Source organism: Roseibium sp. HPY-6 (assembly GCF_040530035.1).
Lineage (GTDB): Bacteria > Pseudomonadota > Alphaproteobacteria > Rhizobiales > Stappiaceae > Roseibium.
Genome location: NZ_JBEWCD010000002.1, coordinates 1,851,642 through 1,870,695 on the forward strand (window position 1 = coordinate 1,851,642; position 19,054 = coordinate 1,870,695).

Here is a 19,054-nt window from a genome sequence, read left to right on the forward strand (position 1 = left end):
CCGGATCGTTTAGGAGATTACATTCATGTCTGATCGCAATCCCGATCATCCCGTAAAGGACCTGTTCATCGAGCGCTGGTCACCGCGTGCGTTCGATGCTTCCGACATGCCGGAAACCGACCTGAAAATAATTCTCGAGGCGGCACGATGGGCTCCGTCTGCTTTCAACATTCAACCCTGGCGCTTTGTCTTTGCGCGCCGGCAGGACGAACACTGGCAGACGCTTGTCGCGCTGCTCAACCCGTTCAATCTCGATTGGGCCCAGCATGCTTCGGCACTCTTGTATCTGTTTTCCGATACCGAAGTTGACGGCAAGAACGGCAAGCCGAACCGCGCGAGCGGAACCCATTCCTTCGACGCCGGAACGGCCTGGGCTCACGTCGCGCTGCAGGCGACCGAACTCGGCTATCATACCCACGCAATGGCCGGGATCATGAGGGACGAGATCCATGACCGGCTTGGCGTGCCAGAGCGTTTCAAACCGGAAGTTGCCATCGCGATCGGCAAACGCGGGGACCCTGGAAATCTGCCCGAAAGCTTGCGGGACCGCGAGACGCCAAGCCAGCGCAAGCCGTTGAACGAAATCGCCTTTGCCGGACGCTGGGGCTGATCCGATTACTGGTGGCGCAGCTGATAGCAGTTCGCAAATGATGCGGCTTCGCACGAAGTCATTTTCGTTGCTCGAGTTGATCAAGGTGTGTCAAAGCGCGCGGCGCGGTGCATCGAAGGATCGGCTATCCTTGCGAGCGGTGTACCCAGGAGATCACGATCATGAGCGTTTCCGACACGTTGCCGAACGAAAGCGTCCTTCATACCTATTATTCGCCGCGCGATTACTTGGATGTGTTTTCAGTCTCGCTCGAGGGGCGCCCGGATCTTCAGGAAGTCGACATTCGCGTTCTTGCCGACCATATGCTGATGGCGGATATCGGCTGGATGAATGCGCTCTTGAGCCTGCGCGACAAGGTTGTGAAGCCGCTTGGATTGAAAACAACCGACGACTTGGCGCTCGAACAGTCAGACACACCTGTCGGTGAACGCCAGCCGGGTGACCGGATCGGCTTTTTCCGGATCTTCCGGGTCAGCGACAACGAGATCATTCTGGGAGAAGACGACTGGCATCAGGACTTCAGGCTGTCGCTCTTTCGCCGGCAGGGCGACCGGCCACGGGTCTATGCGTCGACTTGCTGCAAGCGCCATAACCTGTTCGGACATGCCTATCTCGCGCTGATCCTGCCATTTCACAAGAAGATTGCGTCCACTGTTCTCGACAATGCCGTTGCGCAGAAGATGACCAGTGCCGCATAGGTGCTGATCTTCAAATCGCAAGATGACCGGTCTTCCGCCAGACCCGCGTGCCGTGATGGGTCTTTATGTTCTGAATGCTGTCCGGAGGAAGGCGGAGCCAGGTTCCTGCATTGTATCGGCCGTTCTGGTCTTCAAAGCTGCCTTCAAGAACGTAATATTCCACGCCGCCGGGAAATGACTGGGCGGAAAACCGTGCGCCGCGTTCCCAGGTCAGCATCACAACTTCTTCGTCCGGACGAATGAACAGCGGCAGGATGGTCTCGCCGGCACGCCCGGCCTGCCAGCCGGCGGGGTCGTTTGTATCGACACGAATGTACGCCGTGTCCTCCGGCAGCATCTGACGCAGTTTAACAAGGATCACGGCACCAGGAGCACTGGAAGGGATATGGCGGGAGCCTGGCGGATTGCGCACATACATGCCTTCCGGAAAGTCGCCGGTCTCATCTGAAAAGACCCCGTCCAGCACCAGAAACTCTTCTCCGAGATCATGCGTGTGTGCGGAAAAAGCCGATCCCGGCGCGTATTTCACAAGGCTGGTGGCACGTGCGACTTCTCCGCCGTCCCGTTCCAGCATGCGCCGTTCAACACCTTTCATGGGGGAGGCGATCCAATCCAGCTTTGTGCTCTCCACGACTGCGCGTTTGCTCAAGTCAGAGTGGATTTTCATAAACTCTCTCCCGCACCCGGTTCACCTTAATTTAAGATGGAGTAGACAGCCGTCTTGTGAAGGGCGAAAGGGTATTGATTATCTAAATCACGTACTGAGGATTTCTGGGAAAACGACGGATTCCGGCTGTGCGGACTTTGCAACCACACAGGAATCGTGCTGACTCGGATCCTGAATAAAAAGGGTCACGGAGAATTTGCGGCGCACCCGACGCCGGACAATGTTGCATGACAGTTGAGATCGATATCGGAGAAATGACGAGCGGTGCGCGGGCCGGACTCGATCTGGAAGAGCTGCTGGCAACACGTCTTCTCGTGCAGGGCAATTCAGGCTCTGGAAAATCACATCTTTTGCGGCGATTGCTGGAACAGTCGGCAAGCTGGGTGCAACAGGCAATCATTGATCCTGAAGGCGATTTCGTGTCGCTGGCAGAAAAGTTCGGCCATGTCGTAGTCGATGCCGTCGGCACAGAAAAAGACCTGCAGATGATTGCTGGCAGGGTTCGCCAGCACCGCGTGTCGGTTGTTCTCAATCTTGAAGGCCTCGATGCGGACCGTCAGATGAAGGCGGCCGCCACATTTCTGGATGGCCTATTCGACGCGGACCGCGACCTTTGGTATCCGATGGTTGTGGTTGTCGATGAAGCACAGCTGTTTGCACCGGCGGCGGCAGGCGAGGTGACTGAAGAAGCGCGCAGGCGCTCGCTCGGGGCCATGACGAACCTGATGTGCCGTGGACGCAAACGCGGCCTTGCCGGGATCATCGCGACGCAGAGATTGGCAAAACTGGCCAAAAACGTTGCCGCGGAAGCTTCGAACTTTCTGATGGGGCGCACGTTTCTGGACATCGATATGGCACGCGCAGCGGATCTGCTGGGTATGGAGCGCCGGCAGGCCGAGAGTTTCCGAAATCTCGACAGGGGCAATTTCATAGCCCTCGGACCCGCTTTGTCGCGCCGTCCGGTCCCGATCAAGATCGGCCCGGTCGAGACAATGGGGCGCGGCGGCAGCCCGAAACTGATGCCTTTGCCCGAACAGCCCAAAGAAGAGGCGAAGGATCTCATTTTCACGCGATCAGAGGGCGAAGCCGCACCCGTCCGTCAACGCTATATCGAACCGGTCGTGTCGACGGGCGATGTTCTCGATCAGCTTTCCAGTGCGGAACAGGCGAGCGGCGAAACGGCGCCGCAGCCTGAAAATCTGCTGGATTTCAGTGAGCGTGAAGACAGAATCGCCGAGATCATTGCGGGCATTCTTGAAGACGAAGACGCTGCTTTCCAGCCGATTGCAACGCTCTACCAGGATTTTCAGGTCCGCTGCCGGATCGCAAAGCTGGCCGGAGGCGCGCCCGACCTGCAGTCGTTCCGGGAAAAACTGTCCGTTGCCCGGGCAGGCGTTGAAAAGGGCGAGATGGACGACAGCGCCTGGTCCCAGGCCGAGTTGATCGCAGCCGAACTTCCGGAAGACATGCGCGGGGTCTATCTGTTGCTTGCCAAAGCCGCGCTGGCAAAGGCGCCGTGCCCTGGCAACTTAGAGATTGCAACGGCCTATGGAACACGCTCTCCCGGGCGTGCGCGTTGGTTGTTGAGCCACATGGAAGAACGGGGCTTTCTGGTCTGCGCTACGGATCTGCGCGGTAACCGGATCGTGACCCTGACCGATCTCGGCTGGCAGACGGCGCCGGGCGATGAAGCGGCTGCCTAGGTTTGAGCGCTACGACCTTTTTTGCTGCAGCCGCCGCCGTTCAAGCACGGCATAGCGGTCAGTGAGCCGGGCAGAGTGAACTGAGTTGTTTGACACTCTCGTTAGATGGCTCGCAAGAAATTAAAGTACGACAACCATTGTTGAAGAGATGCTCTAAAGCAGCCTATTGCGCTTAATCACGCAAGAGCACGCGCGTCGCAACGACGCTCCTAAGGACGGATCAGAACCTCAAGCTTCCCTTGAGCGAAAATCCGTGTTGCTGGGTGTCTGATGAGAACAAACCGTCGTATGAGACCTTCAGCGTTGCACCTTCGTTTAAAAACGCCGTGGCCCCAACGGCGACATCGGCAAACACATCTCCAAAATCCGAAGAGTTGGTAAACGCGCTGGTACCAGCCGGAGCGTTTGCAAATCTTGCTGCGACAGCATTGTCACTGTCAGGATAATAGCTCAGTCCGGCTCTGACATAGGGCCGCAGAAGACTGTTCTCAAACAGCTCGATCTCATTGCCGATTTCCACTGCGGGTGAAATAGAAACGTAGGTATCTGAATTGCCTGAAACGCTCAAATTTGCGCCGCCGCCACCACTCTCGGTAACGCCACCACGATTGAGGTGTGTGACATTCACATCAAGCTGGGGCGTAAAGAACCACGTTTCGTGCGTGAGCAAATATGCGGCACGAGCCTGTGCGGTTACATGAGAAACATTGTGATCAGAAGCGGCAACAAGATCTAAGCCGCCGAAGTTGATGGTCCGGTCTGTGTTGTAGCTGTCGATGCCTCCGCTTACCGCGGCAGCCAACAGGAAAGGACCATTTTGAAATTTAAGTGTTGCACCGGCAGTAAAGCGGTTACCGTCGCTGTCGGCATCCGCATTTGTGCTCAGTGAGAAGCGCTCATATCCGAGCCCAAGGCCAGCATACCAACTTGGAGCAAATTCCACCTGAACACCGGCTGCAAGACCTCCAGTGTTTTCTTGAAACCCGACGGTACTGTTACTGTCGTTCCGTCTTGTAAACCGGCCGTGCGGGCGAACCCAGACGCACTGACCTTCACTGATCGCGGTTGAACCGTCCCCGGCAACGTCGCAGGAAAACAGCAGGTTGGAAAAGTCGTTTGCCGCAAAGAGAGACGCGGTTTCAGTGTTTAGAAAAACCTCTGCCGACAGTTGGTCAAGCGCCTCCTGATATGCTCCCATACTGAAAACGCCATTCACAAGAGCGCTCAAAATGGGCTCCGTGTCTCCCGGCCCCGCACTGAGTGCCGTATTCAGACTGTTAGCAACACTGGCTTGATTGGAATTCAGGCCGCCAACAGCCAAATCAATCGACGTACTGAGAACAATGTCGTTTGCATTCGGATACGAAAGACTTGCCTGCAGGGCGGGACCGGTCGCGAGGGCAAGGCCGGCATTCACCGTGCCACCGGAAGCCGAGACGATGGTGGTCGTTTGTTGGCCTGCCGTGAGATTAATCAATTGCGGTGTGATCGTACCGTTGAAAGAGGCAGATCCGCTCACATCGATTCGGTCTGCCGTTCCCGCAGTCGTATCCACTGTGATTGTCGTCGTTCCGCTGCTGGTTTGCGTAAGATCCCCGGTCAATGCGGTGTTGCTGACTGCAGATGCCCCGCCTGGAGAGAGGTTACCGGCATTGGTCAAACTGTTTCCCGCTCCAAGCGTAACGGTTGTTCCGGAATTGAAGACACCAGCTGAGAGGTTGTTGAACGTGTTGGTCCCTGCACCAAGGGTCACATTGCCGGTGATCGTGCCGGAGTTGTTGATTAGTTCGTCACCATTCTCCCCGCTCAGCGCAAGACCCGATTGAGCTGTTATGGATGCATAGTTGTTGAGCGTATTTGAGACCCCGGCAGCACCTTCGAACGAAACACCTGAGCCTGTCCCGGTTCCGCCGTCAATTGCTCCACTCATCAGATTAACGGTGCTGGTGCCGGAAGTGTTGACGTCTATCCGCAAGGCGTCGCCCACGGCAGAAGTTACGTCACCTGAGGAAGTGACGGTCGCAGATCCGGTATCGACCTCGGCCTCAATGCCAGTCCTCGTTGCTGAATAAACGTTACCGGTAGAATTCACCGTGACACTGTTTTCGGAAGATGCCTCAATGCCCTCGCTATTCGCGGTGATGTTGCCCACGGACGTAACGACGGTACTCGCGGCACTTCCTCCAGTAGCATCAATTCCAATGCCGCTTTGGGTGGTAATATTGCCGGTGGACGTTACGGTGACACTGCCTTCCAGGCGTAAAAATGCATTGATGCCATCACCGTTAGCGTCGATATCGCCCGTATTGGTTATTGTGATTGCGCCGTCGCCTCCTTCCCTGCTCGCGTCAATACCGTTCCCTGTGCCAGCCGTAATCGCACCAGTGGAGGTGATCGTCGTGTTGCCGTTGCCAAAGTGATCGGCGTTTATGCCATCACGACCTCCAGTTACGGTCCCCTCGGAAGTGACCGTTATGTTTCCGTCGACGTTACCAAGGAAGACACCAAGCCGGGCGTCGATACCATTGGATGCGCCGGTCGAAGTGATCGATGATGACCCCAAATCGACATCGATAGTAATATCCTGCGCCGTTGTGCTGGTAAGGTCGATGCCATCCACTCCGGAGGCGGGAGCAATGTCCTGCGTCAGATTGTTCACGTTGAGCGTTGTGAGAGGTGCGCTGGCAGCGACGCCCGACGACACGTCCCCGGTACACGTCGCACTGGTGCCCGAAACGATACATGAACCAGAACTTGGAGGGATGACTGTTTGCGCTGTCACAGGTTGTGAATGGCCAATGAGAACACCTGCACCTGCCGCTGTCGCAAGAAGAAGATTGCGAAGCGGCATTGAAGCATCCAACTCAGCCAAAGATGCATCGCCAGATTGAGTAATGCGCTTGGCTGTATGCCCCGGATAGATCAGTTCCGCTGCAAAGATGCCTGACATTGATGCCCCTCCGGTTTCAATAGAGGGTTAAGCATGTTTGCGGCAATCCGCAAGCCGACGCCTCGAAAAAGCTCGATACTTTTACCAGCATCTGGTGCTGTTAGATGGCAGTTCCCGGCTCCGATATGTCATCTCAAAGTACAACTGGTTTGGATCGCTTACTTACCTCAATCAGAACAGCTATTTCTCTTTGGCTGCGAGGCGTCCATAACGGTCTCCCGCTTGCAACAATGCCGCTGATCACCTGACGGTCTCTGATAGGAGCTTTGCTTACGGTGTCCGCCCGCAAATGCGGCTGCAACTTCAAAAAACGCTTCAGCGCCAAGCCTGAGTTACCCATCAGACATTGACTAACTCTGTCCGGGAGCTTGAAACAGACGTCAACTGATTTGAATACCCGCTCTATGGGGCTGAAGCTAAGGCAATCCAACCTGGCAGACAGCACCGGGAGTCGAGGCGGTGGTCTTAGTTCAGGATGGGCTCGCGGAACACATAAACTGCGGCGCACGGAAACGTCATAAAGGTTTTTGGTTGAACGCCCGCCGGCGCTGCCTAAGTGTGGCACACGTCAATGTGATGTTGAGGACCCGACATGATCCGGCTGACTTTGCTTTTGGTATCCCATGGCGCCGTTCTGGCCGTTGGCTTCGCCCTCGGGGTGTATTTCCTGCCAATCCTGACGGAGCCCCAGGGGCCGGACGAAGCTGTTCTGACCGAGGCGGCCGCGGGCGCACAGTATGAGGCCAGCTTGACAAGAGACCTTGCCGGTAGTGATTTCCTGCATTGGGGTGAGGGCACGGTCAGTATTTCTCCCCAGCGGATCGTACATAAGGGAGAGTTGTCACCCGGTCCCGACTACAAGCTCTATCTGGTCAAGGAATTCGTTGAGGACGAGGCCGGTTTTGAGGCCGTGAAGGAAAGCGCTGTGCAGCTTGGTGACATCAAGACGTTCGACGGCTTTATTGTCGATGTGCCCGAGACGGTGAGCATCGACGACTACAACACTGTGCTGGTCTGGTGCGAGGCCTTTGGGGAATTCATCACAGCTGCCAAGTACCGCTGACGGATTCAACGCGGCAAAGGTTTCGTGGACTGTCCGGATGATCAGATCGCGGGCCGCATGCGCCTTGCGGACAATCTGGCGTCGACTGCTTTAACCGGACTGCGGGCAAGCAGGTAGTCGAGCTGAGAGAGTTCAAGTGTAATGCCATCAATAGTTCTGACCAGAACGCTTTCCATGTAGCTACCTGCCGGGCTTTGCTCACGAATGGCGATCGCCCGGTCCTTTGCCTTGCGCAGATAGATGATCATGCGGCGCACATCTTCAGGTGTCACGTCTGTTGCCGGGGGTACTTCGGAACCGGCTGCCTCTGACGACAGGACAACGGAAGAATGGCCTTGCAAAGGGCTGACAAACTGCATCTCTTACCTCAGATGTTCCCATTTTGTTCTTTTTACCGCAATCCGGACAAACGATCAAGACAGGTGGTGTGATTTCCGGAGCACCGGAACCGGATTTGTTTTCTGAGATTAAAAAGACTTCGACAAATCAAAAGCTTGAAAAAACGTATCGGATCTTCCTTGAACCCGTTTGGGAAATTGGTTACATATGTAACTAAATTATCTCCGAACCGGGAGGACATCATGGATCAGAGAACCGACAGCACTCGGAATTTGTCCGGCGACAGCCGCAATTCAGTGGCCTTCGACTATATGCCGGGATTCGGCAATGACTTTGAGACAGAGGCGCTGCCCGGGTCCTTGCCGCAGGGCATGAACAGCCCTCAGAAATGCGCTTATGGTCTTTACGGAGAACAGCTTTCCGGCACCGCGTTCACGGCTCCCAGTCACCAGAACGAGAGAACCTGGTGCTACCGCATCCGTCCGTCGGTGAAGCACACAAGCCGTTTTGAGAAGATCGACCTGCCATATTGGAAGAGCGCTCCGAACATTGCGGACGATGTGATTTCGCTTGGACAATATCGCTGGGATCCGGTGCCGCATTCCAGCGAAGAGCTTTCCTGGCTGACCGGAATGCGCACGATGACAACCGCCGGAGACGTCAATACCCAGGTTGGCATGGCGAGCCACATTTATCTGGTGACCAGGTCGATGGAAGACGAATACTTCTTTTCCGCCGATAGCGAGCTTCTGGTGGTGCCACAGGAAGGGATCCTGAGGTTCTGCACGGAACTCGGCGTTATTGAGCTGGAGCCTAAGGAAATTGCCATCATCCCGCGCGGGCTGGTCTACCGGGTCGAAGTCGTCAAGGGTCCCGCACGAGGGTTCGTCTGCGAGAATTACGGACAGAAATTCGAGCTGCCGGGAAGGGGGCCAATCGGCGCTAACTGCATGGCAAACAGACGCGATTTCAAGACCCCGGTCGCCTGTTTCGAAGACCGTGAAACACCTTCAACGCTGACGGTGAAATGGTGCGGTCAGTTCCACGAGACAAAGATTGGCCATTCGCCTCTCGACGTTGTCGCGTGGCACGGCAACTATGCGCCGTGCAAATATGATCTGAGGAACTACTGCCCGATCGGTGCGATCCTGTTTGATCATCCCGACCCCTCTATCTTCACCGTTCTGACCGCCGCGTCCGGTGTGCCGGGAACGGCCAACATCGACTTCGTGCTGTTCCGGGAGCGCTGGATGGTGATGGAAGATACGTTCCGTCCGCCCTGGTATCACAAGAACATCATGTCCGAGTTGATGGGCAACATCTATGGCCAGTATGACGCCAAGCCCAAGGGGTTTGTGCCGGGTGGCATGAGCCTCCACAACATGATGCTTCCACACGGGCCGGACAAAAATGCCTTCGAGGGTGCGTCCAACGCGGATCTCAAGGCGGAAAAGCTCGACAACACCATGTCCTTCATGTTCGAGACCCGTTTTCCGCAGCACCTGACGGAATTTGCCGCCAAGGAAGCGCCGCTGCAGGACGACTATATTGACTGCTGGGAGTCTCTTGAGAAAAAGTTCGATGGAACCCCTGAGGGCACCTGGAACAAGGATTGAGAAAATGTGCCCTTCCGAGGGGCGCTGACGTGCAAAGCAGAAAAGGCGTCATTGAGCCGCTGAGGCCCTTTCTGGCAAAACCTTTGTCGCCCATGATGGCCTGACAATCACAAGGAGCTGAATTTCATGAAACTGGCAACGCTCAAGGATGGCAGCCGGGACGGCAAGCTGGTTGTGGTCAACGATCGGTTGACCTTTTGCACCGATGCCAGCCACATCGCACCGACGTTGCAGGCCGCGCTGGACGACTGGGACTCTATCGCGCCGAAGCTTGCACTTCTGGCGGAAAGCCTGTCGCACGAGGCCGTGCCGACAATCCGGTTTCACGAGCATGATGCCCTCTCGCCGCTACCACGTGCCTACCAGTGGGCGGACGGCTCTGCCTATGTCAATCACGTGGAACTTGTGCGCAAGGCAAGAGGCGCCCAGATGCCGGACAGTTTCTGGACGGACCCGCTGATGTATCAGGGAGGCTCCGACACTTTTCTTGCTCCACGTGATCCGATCAGAATGCGCGACGAGGCCTGGGGCATTGATATGGAAGGCGAGATTGCCGTCATCACCGGTGATGTCCCGATGGGTGCCAGCCCGGAGGACGCGCTTGGCGCGATCCGTCTTGTGATGCTGGTCAATGACGTGTCCCTGCGCGGGCTCATTCCGGCAGAGCTCGGCAAGGGCTTCGGTTTTTTCCAGTCAAAACCGTCTTCTACGTTTTCCCCTGTCGCCGTTACGCCGGATGAACTGGGCGATGCCTGGAAGGACGGCAAGCTGCATTTGTCGCTCCATGTGGATTTGAACGGAGCCCCGTTCGGCCGTGCGGAGGCAGGCGTCGACATGACCTTTGATTTCGGCCAGCTTATCGCTCACGCCGCGAAATCGCGGGACCTTGGCGCTGGTGCGATTATAGGATCCGGCACCGTCTCTAACAAGCTTGACGGCGGACCTGGAAAGCCGGTCGCAGAAGGCGGCGTCGGCTATTCCTGCATTGCCGAGATCCGCATGATCGAGACCATCAAGGACGGTCAGGCCAAGACCCCGTTCATGAAATTCGGCGACACGGTTCGCATCGAGATGGTGGACGGCGAGGGCCATTCGATTTTCGGGGCGATTGAACAGACGGTGGAGAAGGTCTAGCGGGGCCGAGCCCTCATTCTTTGAGAAACTGCAAACCAGCGTCGGAACAGTTCCGGCGGCAGCATCTATCGGAAAATGTGCCTCGGGAGGCAACATGAGCAAGCAATTCGCATCTGTCGGTGACATGGCGGAAAAGAAGATCTCCTTCACCGAGATCGGCAAGGATCTGTGGGCCTTTACGGCCGAGGGAGACCCGAATACCGGCGTCATCATCGGCGATGACAGCGTCATGATCATCGAGGCGCAGGCGACACCTGAACTCGCCAGCAAGGTGATCGAAAAGGTGCGCTCCGTCACCGACAAGCCGATCAGCCATCTTGTGCTGACCCATTATCACGCCGTGCGCGTTCTGGGCGCTGCTGCCTATCAGGCACCGACCATTATCATGAGCCAGAAGGCCCGCTCCATGGTGGTCGAGCGGGGTGCTGAAGACCGGGAATCTGAATTCATGCGTTTCCCGCGTCTGTTCATGGGCTATGACAACGTCAACGACATTCCGCCCCTGACCTGGCCGACCACCACCTTCAACGACCGCATGACCGTTTATCTGGGCAAGCGCCGGGTCGATCTGCGCTTCCTTGGGCGCGCGCATACGGCGGGTGACATCGTCATCCATGTGCCGGACCAGAACGTCATGTTCACCGGCGATATCGTCGAGTACCACTCCGCGTGTTACTGCGGCGACGGCCATTTCAACGACTGGCCGACAACGATTGAAGCGATCCGTTCCTTCGATGTGGAAGCCATCGCACCGGGCCGCGGTGACGCGCTGGTCGGCAAGGAGATGGTTGGCAAGGCGCTGACCAACACGGCCGACTTCGTGTCCTCGACCTACCGGCCGGTCGCCCGGATCGCCCAGGGTGGCGGATCGCTGAAAGAGGCCTGGGATGCCTGCCGCGCCGAATGCGATCCGAAGTTCAAGGACTACGCGATCTACGAGCATTGCCTGCCGTTCAATGTCGCCCGGGCTTATGACGAGGCACTCGGCATCGACACACCGCGCATCTGGACGGCAGAGCGCGACGCCAAGATGTGGGCGGATCTGCAGGGATGAAACTTCTGGGCGCATTCGCCGTATTGGTTTTGCAAGCCTCGACTGCCGTGGCATGCATCTACTCGGGTACAGGAAGTATTGAGCGTCTCATCGGTGCGGAATTCGTAGTGGCAGGACGTTTCGCTGAGTGCACCGAACGGCAAATTCGTTCGATAGAACCCCATGGCGAGGCTTTGGAACTTGTTATCGAAGTCACCGATCAGAACCACGTGAACGTGACACCATTGATGCAAGGGCGAGACCTGAAATTCCTGTTGCCTGGAAGAGGTTATGCCGCGTCTTGGGACTGCGGTTACGCCGTTGAGGAAGGTCGAAAATTCTTGCTTGGCCTAGCTGTTTTGAATCTAAACACCGGCAGCGTATGGAAGTTTCATCGTGAGCCCAAATACCCATCAAACGGTGTGTTTCCAAACCCTCCAATCCTGGAGACTGGAGACCGGCTGGTGCTGTCGCAATCTGCCCTTTGTCACAGCGGAATGCTGTTTCCTGCTTCAGATGATATGATCGATCGCGCAAAACGGGTTTTTGACGGCGTTGGAGATCTGGAAATGGAGCTCGAAGAGCTTGTTAGTTCTCATGCTCGATATGGCTTGTATTGAGGGTTTCCATGGTTACAGCCCTTCATCAACTCCAGCTGATGGCACGCAACAACGCCTACGCCAATGAAATGCTCTATGAGGCCTGTTGCCGTCTCAGCCAGGCAGAGTTCGACGCCGAGCGGGCGGGTTTTTTTCCGTCCATTCGCAAAACCCTCAATCACAACTGGGAAGTCGACCGCTACTATCTGGATGCGCTTTGCGAGGAGGGCAAAGGCCTGTCTGTCTACGATACGCCTCATCTTGAAACAGCGGACAAGCTGCGTTCGGCGCAAACCTGGCAGGACCAACAACTCATCCTGTTCTGTGATGAACTTGGCGAAACGGATCTGGACAGGAAAATTGCGCAGGATCGGGGCAGCAAAGGCGTCATGCAGGAGACCATTGGCAACACGTTGCTGCACCTCTTTCAGCATCAGGTTCATCACCGTGGACAGGCACATGCCATGCTGGCTGGTACCAGTGTAACGCCGCCTCAACTGGATGATTTCTTTCTTGAATTCGGCCGCCACCCGGTGGCCAGAAAACACATGTAGCGCGGGATTCGGGAGGTAAACCTGTGACCAAACTCTTTGAGGTGCCTTTGTATCCCTACAAGCGCACTGCCGATCAGGACGCGCAAGCACCTGTGCGCCATCCGGTCGTCATCATCGGTGCCGGCCCCGTCGGCCTCGCCATGGCGATCGACCTCGCCCAGGCAGATGTTCCGGTTGTCGTGCTCGACGACAACGACAAGGTCAGCGTCGGATCGAGGGCGATCTGTTTTTCAAAGCGCTCGCTGGAAATCTTCGATCGGCTTGGATGCGGCAACGAAATGGTCGAGAAGGGCGTCGTCTGGAACCTGGGCAAGGTCTATTTCGGCGACAGGCAGGTCTATAATTTCAACCTGCTGCCCGAAGACGGTCACAAGCGTCCTGCCTTCATCAATCTCCAGCAATATTACTGCGAGCTGTATCTCGTCGAACGTATCCGGGCCCTGCAGGCGGAAGGCAAGCCCGTGGAAATACGCGGCGGCAACAGGGTGGAGAACCTGCACCGCTACGACGATCATACACTCGTCACGGTCGAAACGCAGGAGGGCGCTTATAACCTGGAAGCCGATTGGCTGGTCGCTTGCGATGGGGCCAATTCGCCAACCCGCCGAATGCTCGACCTCGATTTTGTCGGGCGCGTGTTTGAAGACAATTTCCTGATCGCCGATGTCATCATGAAGGCGGATTTTCCAACCGAGCGCTGGTTCTGGTTCGATCCGCCGTTTAATAAGGATCAGTCGGCGCTGTTGCACAAGCAACCTGATGGCGTCTGGCGCATCGACCTTCAACTCGGTTGGGATATCGACAAGGAAGAAGAGAAGAAGCCGGAAAACGTCATCCCGCGGCTTAAGCAGATGCTGGGCGAGGATGTCGACTTCGATCTGGAATGGGTGTCGATCTACACTTTCCAGTGTCGCCGCATGGAACAGTTCCGCCATGGCAGGGTGATTTTCGCGGGCGATAGCGCGCATCAGGTATCTCCCTTTGGTGCACGCGGGGCCAATTCCGGTTTTCAGGATGCCGACAATCTTGGCTGGAAACTGAAACTCGTTCTGGATGGGTCGGCTCCGGAAGCGCTGCTCGACAGCTATTCCTTTGAAAGAGAACTGGGGGCGGATGAAAACATACTGCAAAGCTCCCGCTCGACGGACTTCATCACACCGAAATCGGAAATGAGCCGGATTTTTCGGGACGCGGTTCTGGACTTGTCCGAGCATCACGCCTTTGCGCGTCCGCTTGTAAATTCCGGACGCCTGTCGGTTCCCTGCACTTATGACGGGTCACCGCTCAACGGCGCGGATGACAAGAAACTGCCGGATCGGACCCGTCCGGGAAGTCCTGTTGCAGACGCACCGCTATCCGGTGGCTGGTTGCTCGACCGGTTGGGGGGCGATTTCCTTCTTCTGGGATGCGGGATTGAGGTGCCGGCGGTTACAGAACTCAACGGCGTTCCGGTCAAGGGGCTGACGGTCGCAAACGACGAATTCAGTCCGGAACTGGCGCAAAGATATCTTGGAAACGCCGCTGCTGCGGTCTATCTGATCCGCCCTGACCAGCACGTTGCTGCGCGGTGGCAACACTATGACCGGGATATGGTCGACCAGGCGATCGAAAAGGCAATAGGAAGAGGCTTGCAATGACCGAAGAAGTTTTACGGCCGAACCTGGAGGCTCCTGATGCCTTTTATGCAGATTTGTTGGCGGCACATGAAGGTCTGAGCAAACAGGAAAGCGATGCCTACAACGCCCGGCTCATCTTGCTGATGGCCAACCATATTGGCGATCTTCAATCACTGAAAAGGCTCCTTGATGAAGCCCGGGCTGAACGAATCTAAGCACAAATAGTAGTAGAGAGTTCGCCTTTGTTTGCATCGAGTAAGTAGAGTAACGGATTCGATTTAGCGCCTTAGTTCTATTTCAGATGGTATTGGAGGCGTACCTCAATCGCACGAATGCAGCCTCTATTTAATTCGGGCAAAAAAAGGCCGGCTTGTTTTTTGGTTTATGTCCATGATCAAAATGACATTTTTCAGCTTTATTTAATTTACTCAACTTGGGCCCACGCCGCAGCCACAACTCTTCATGAAATGTTTATCCAACCCCCGGTTTACTTGAACAAAGTGTTGGGGGAACGATGTCCAGGATACTTAAGCCTTTTAAGAACGCGCGCCTTTCTACCAAGGTTGGTGGCGGCTTCGTCACAATGATACTTGTTTCGGCCGCGGTGGGTGCCGTCGGGACGATTGCAATTCTTGGCCTGAGGGCTCAGTCCGACGTCAGTGCAAAGGCGACCACGGCCATTGCGAGCCTTCAGCAGGTTGCGCAGGCACAAGAAACCTACATGGCGGAAGGCAGTATCGAACTGGCGGAAGCCGCGACGGTGCAAATCGACCGGCTTCAGGAAGCCCTGCAGTCCCTTGATGAGGTTTCCAGCCCGTCGTCCGGACAAGGCAATACGGCGGAAGCGATTGCGCTCGTTGGACGCCTTGGGGAAGAGTTTCAGGGAGTCGTTTCGGCAGTCGACAGCCGCAAGACACAGGTCGACAAGTTGCTTCACTCCGCGCTTGGGTTGGAAACGCTGGCGGTTGAAATCACCGATCAGATGACGAAAATTCAGCGCGAAGCCGGTGCAGCGGCCAAGAAGGCAACGAGCACACGCAACCGGGCCGACAAGGTCGGCCGGATGCTGTCCCAGATCGAGGACAAATCGTCCGAGTTGGAAGCAGCAATCAAAAAGGCAGCCTTGTTCGGTGACCTGCCGGCTGCCGAAAGTCAGATGGTCATTGATGAAGTCGCATCGCTCGTAAAGACGTCCAAGAAGGCCGCCAAACTCAAGGTTGACGGGGTCGATCCGGGCACGATGAAAGATCTTGCCGCCAAGACCGCTGCAATAGCCGAAATTGTACCGAAGCCGGAGGGCGAAACCGCCGCCCCAATGCCACGCGAAATCGCCAAACAGGTCGGCAGTGACCTGAAAGCGCTGAACCTGGAGGCTTCGACGCTGCGCAAGGCTGTCTACGTCGCTTCGGACGCGGCCAAGAAAGTGGCCGGTGGTGCGCAGTCAAAGCTGGGTATTGTCAGTCTTGTGGACGTCAACGTAGCGAAATTCCTGCGGGCTTCACTTGAAATCAGGTCGGCAACCATGGAGTTCTTTGCCGGATTTGAATCGATGGGCGCGGATGCGGTTCAAATGCGCATCGGTATCATCAGGAATCTTGCCAACACGCTCAAGGCCGACAGCGCAGCCTTCCCGGAAATCGCAGACGCGGTGGCTGCAATCGATCAGGAAGTGAATACGTACGAAGCTGAGTTTGCCGGTATGGTTGCCGCAAAGGAAACGTTCGATGCGAAGCACAAGGCTCTTTCGGCAATATCGGGCGATGTCCGCCGGGTCATTACCAACCTTGCCGAGGACCAGTCAGCCAGTGCTTCCGCGCGCGCAAATACCGCGCTTGGCCTCATTGCGGCAGCTCTCGTTGCTGCTGTTGTGGTCGGCGGACTGCTTGCCTTTGTGTTGTCCTTGCTGATCACGAGACCGACGCGTGCGCTGACCGAAGCCATGGGACGCCTTGCCGAAGGCGATACCGAAGTCGAAGTGCCGACAACAGACCAGCGCGATGAAATCGGCGACATGAGCCGCACCGTGCAGGTATTCCAGGAGAATGCGCGAGAACGCGTCCGCCTGGAAAGCGAGGCAAGCGCCCACCGGCAAGAGCAGAATGACCGCCAGGCCGAGGTCGATGGTCTGATCGACGGGTTCCGTCAGGAAGTCCAGGTTCTGCTCGGAGCGCTTGATGAAACGGCGGCCGGTATGGCTGGGACGGCATCGACGCTTGGTCAAATTGCCGAAAACAGCGCCGAGCAGGCGGGCGATACGTCGCGCGTGAGCGAGGATGCATCAAGCAGCGTTGAAAACGTCGCCAGTGCGGCAGAAGAACTATCCGCTTCTATTGCCGAAATCGGCGAGCAGGTGCGGCGCTCTTCGGATATCGTGACGAGCGCGACAGGCGCCGTGCACGATACGAACACCAAGGTTCAGGATCTGGCCCAGGCGGCTTCGAAAATCGGTGAAGTCGTCAGCCTGATTCAGGCGATTGCGGAACAGACAAATCTGCTAGCACTGAACGCGACGATCGAGGCAGCACGTGCCGGCGAGGCGGGCAAGGGCTTTGCCGTTGTTGCAGCCGAAGTGAAGGAACTGGCGACCCAGACCTCCAAGGCGACCGAGGAAATCTCGTCCCAGATCCAGACCATTCAGGAATCCACGACCGATGCCGTGAAAGCGATTGGCTCGATTTCCGACACGATGGAGGAAGTCAACGGCTATACGCAGGGAATATCGTCGGCAGTCTCTCAGCAAGGTGCGGCCACGAACGAAATCTCCGGCAACGTCCAAAGGGCGGCCGAGAGCACAATGTCTGTTCGAGCGAATATTTCCCAGCTCACGGAAGCCGTGGACGAAACCAAGGATGTTTCGGGCAGCGTTCAGTCGGCCTCCAGCGACTTGAGCGACCGAAGCACTGCCTTGAAGAAAGGCATCGAGACCTTCCTCGACCGCGTCGCCGCTGTCTGAATCCGGCAAGTCTTTGCAAAAGGGGCGGCACATCAGCCGCCCTTTTTAGTTTTGAGCAAAAAATTTGGCCACGCTGCAACTGCGTCTCAAATCAATGTGAAGCTGATACATCTCGCGAAAAGCTACTGAATCTGTTGCTTTGTCGGAAAACTATTTAAATACCGAAAAGTATTAAATTTATTCACGTGCTGAATTCTGCGGTTATCTGTCGTTTTGAAGAAGGAGAGACAGGCATTCGTTCTCAAAAGATAAAACTACTCAACTGGTTCAAAGATTACCTGAGTAATAACCTGGGCGACTTCAGCGTTACATCTGAAATTGCCGCAGTTTTGGCCATCTGAAGTCGAATAACCCGAGCTCACCGTGGCCTGGTCACAAGTGCGGTCAAAACATTGTCACTTTACGAAAGGGCTCGCGCACCACACGTTGGCGCGTAACGGCAACCGGACACCGCTGGACACACATGAATCTTCGGGACCTGCAATACGTCGCCGCCGTGGCGCACCACAAGAATTTTACCCGTGCGTCTCGCGCCGTTCATGTTAGCCAGCCGGCTCTTTCAAACCAGATTAAGAAGCTTGAAGCAGAACTCGGGGTTCAGATTTTCGAACGGACCCGCAACGAAGTTCTGCTGACCAAGTTCGGCGAGCAAATCGTTGATATGGCGCTTGAGATAAATGGTCTGGTTGACCGGATCTCCGAGACCGCGCAGGAGCATCGCAAGCTGGAGGCAACGCCTTTCCGCCTTGGCATGACGCCGACGCTCGCAGCTTATCTCTCCGGGTATTTTCTCGACATGACTGCGGAGCTCTTTCCGGACCTGAAATTGGTGATCGTCGAGGAAAAACCGCTCGAATTGTCGCGCATGGTCGAGCAGATGCAATTGGATGCGGCGCTGATTTCGAGAAACAGCCACACAATGATCTATGGCGACGCCGGTGAGGAGGCACCTCAATTCACCGCGCTCTGGCAGGAACCGCTCTATCTGGGTATGCGCAAAGATCATGTTCTCGCAAACAAGGACGGCATACGCGCGAAAGAGGTTCCGGCTGAATACCTGATCCGCTTCGATGTGCCTTTCGGATACGATCTTGAAAAAGACCTTCCGGCCTCTTCTTCCGATGCCGCCGAGCGCCTTGGCATCGATGTCAGGTCTGCGCGCTTCGAAACGCTTTGCCGTCACCTGGCGCATACAGATGCCTGCACGATCGTGAATGCGATTGCTGCGGAGCAATTCAAGCGCGACAACCTTGGGCTGACCTTTGTTCCGTTCGATGATGCGGGCAGGCTGCGCGAACTCGGCGCAATCACGCGCCGGCGATATTCGCGTTTCGGCGTCATCTCGTCGATCAGGGCATTCATTGCCCAGTCGCCTCCGTGCGGAACGATCGGAGCGGCTGCCGGCATGTCACGCTCGCCGGTCGAAAGCGGTGTCGCCGCTTTGTAAAGGGCGCTGAACCCTGGCACCGCCCATCCGGTTCGTGAAACTGGCTCCTCAAAAATCATTCTGTCCAATATC

Annotated in this window: 16 protein-coding genes; 13 read left to right on the forward strand and 3 right to left on the reverse strand. The window is 56.3% G+C overall.

Features of this window, described 5'->3' with window-relative positions:
- Window positions 1–25: 25 nt before the first annotated feature.
- Both ABVF61_RS19815 and ABVF61_RS19820 read left to right on the forward strand, forming a co-directional pair.
- On the forward strand, window positions 26–610 hold the full coding sequence (locus ABVF61_RS19815; RefSeq protein ID WP_353995254.1) for a nitroreductase family protein: 585 nt from the start codon (window positions 26–28) through the stop codon (window positions 608–610).
- Window positions 611–771: 161 nt separating this feature from the next.
- Window positions 772–1,308 (forward strand): DUF2867 domain-containing protein, encoded by a 537-nt coding sequence (locus ABVF61_RS19820; protein WP_353995255.1) that lies wholly within the window; start codon window positions 772–774, stop codon window positions 1,306–1,308.
- A 10-nt stretch (window positions 1,309–1,318) separates the two neighbouring features.
- Here the strand turns inward: ABVF61_RS19820 and ABVF61_RS19825 are convergent, their stop codons facing one another.
- A complete protein-coding gene (locus ABVF61_RS19825; protein WP_353995256.1) occupies window positions 1,319–1,975 on the reverse strand; it encodes a cupin domain-containing protein in 657 nt (218 codons plus the stop codon).
- A gap of 227 nt (window positions 1,976–2,202) precedes the next feature.
- Here ABVF61_RS19825 and ABVF61_RS19830 point away from each other — a divergent pair, with 227 nt between their 5' ends.
- Complete coding sequence (locus ABVF61_RS19830) at window positions 2,203–3,678, forward strand: helicase HerA domain-containing protein (RefSeq protein WP_353995257.1); 1,476 nt, start codon at window positions 2,203–2,205, stop codon at window positions 3,676–3,678.
- Window positions 3,679–3,898: 220 nt separating this feature from the next.
- On the opposite strand, the gene ABVF61_RS19835 is transcribed toward ABVF61_RS19830, so the two are convergent.
- Window positions 3,899–6,628 (reverse strand): autotransporter outer membrane beta-barrel domain-containing protein, encoded by a 2,730-nt coding sequence (locus ABVF61_RS19835; protein WP_353995258.1) that lies wholly within the window; start codon window positions 6,626–6,628, stop codon window positions 3,899–3,901.
- A gap of 592 nt (window positions 6,629–7,220) precedes the next feature.
- On the opposite strand from ABVF61_RS19835, the gene ABVF61_RS19840 reads away from it, so the two are divergent.
- On the forward strand, window positions 7,221–7,691 hold the full coding sequence (locus ABVF61_RS19840) for a DM13 domain-containing protein (RefSeq protein WP_353995259.1): 471 nt from the start codon (window positions 7,221–7,223) through the stop codon (window positions 7,689–7,691).
- Between the two features lie 41 nt (window positions 7,692–7,732).
- On the opposite strand, the gene ABVF61_RS19845 is transcribed toward ABVF61_RS19840, so the two are convergent.
- Window positions 7,733–8,050, reverse strand: coding sequence for a hypothetical protein (locus ABVF61_RS19845; RefSeq protein ID WP_353995260.1), 318 nt, complete (start codon window positions 8,048–8,050; stop codon window positions 7,733–7,735).
- 222 nt (window positions 8,051–8,272) lie between these two features.
- On the opposite strand from ABVF61_RS19845, the gene hmgA reads away from it, so the two are divergent.
- The 9 genes from hmgA (at window position 8,273) to ABVF61_RS19890 (ending at window position 18,982) form a co-directional block, all read left to right on the forward strand.
- Complete coding sequence (hmgA, locus tag ABVF61_RS19850; protein WP_353995261.1) at window positions 8,273–9,646, forward strand: homogentisate 1,2-dioxygenase; 1,374 nt, start codon at window positions 8,273–8,275, stop codon at window positions 9,644–9,646.
- A 126-nt stretch (window positions 9,647–9,772) separates the two neighbouring features.
- Window positions 9,773–10,780 (forward strand): fumarylacetoacetate hydrolase family protein, encoded by a 1,008-nt coding sequence (locus ABVF61_RS19855; RefSeq protein ID WP_353995262.1) that lies wholly within the window; start codon window positions 9,773–9,775, stop codon window positions 10,778–10,780.
- A gap of 94 nt (window positions 10,781–10,874) precedes the next feature.
- Entirely contained in the window at window positions 10,875–11,834 is a 960-nt protein-coding gene (locus tag ABVF61_RS19860; RefSeq protein WP_353995263.1) for an MBL fold metallo-hydrolase, read from the forward strand.
- Entirely contained in the window at window positions 11,831–12,433 is a 603-nt protein-coding gene (locus ABVF61_RS19865) for a hypothetical protein (RefSeq protein WP_353995264.1), read from the forward strand. Before ABVF61_RS19860 ends, ABVF61_RS19865 begins: the two co-directional genes overlap by 4 nt.
- An 8-nt stretch (window positions 12,434–12,441) precedes the next feature.
- A complete protein-coding gene (locus tag ABVF61_RS19870; protein ID WP_353995265.1) occupies window positions 12,442–12,966 on the forward strand; it encodes a DinB family protein in 525 nt (174 codons plus the stop codon).
- Window positions 12,967–12,989: 23 nt separating this feature from the next.
- Window positions 12,990–14,603 carry an FAD-dependent oxidoreductase gene (locus ABVF61_RS19875; protein WP_353995266.1) on the forward strand — a complete coding sequence of 538 codons (1,614 nt, stop codon included), beginning with the start codon at window positions 12,990–12,992 and terminating at the stop codon, window positions 14,601–14,603.
- Window positions 14,600–14,797, forward strand: a complete 198-nt coding sequence (locus tag ABVF61_RS19880) for a DUF2783 domain-containing protein (protein ID WP_353995267.1) — start codon at window positions 14,600–14,602, stop codon at window positions 14,795–14,797. The genes ABVF61_RS19875 and ABVF61_RS19880 overlap by 4 nt, the downstream gene beginning before the upstream one ends.
- Before the next feature lie 299 nt (window positions 14,798–15,096).
- Window positions 15,097–17,535, forward strand: coding sequence for a methyl-accepting chemotaxis protein (locus ABVF61_RS19885; protein ID WP_353995268.1), 2,439 nt, complete (start codon window positions 15,097–15,099; stop codon window positions 17,533–17,535).
- A gap of 463 nt (window positions 17,536–17,998) precedes the next feature.
- On the forward strand, window positions 17,999–18,982 hold the full coding sequence (locus tag ABVF61_RS19890) for a LysR family transcriptional regulator (RefSeq protein ID WP_353995269.1): 984 nt from the start codon (window positions 17,999–18,001) through the stop codon (window positions 18,980–18,982).
- Window positions 18,983–19,054: the final 72 nt, after the last annotated feature.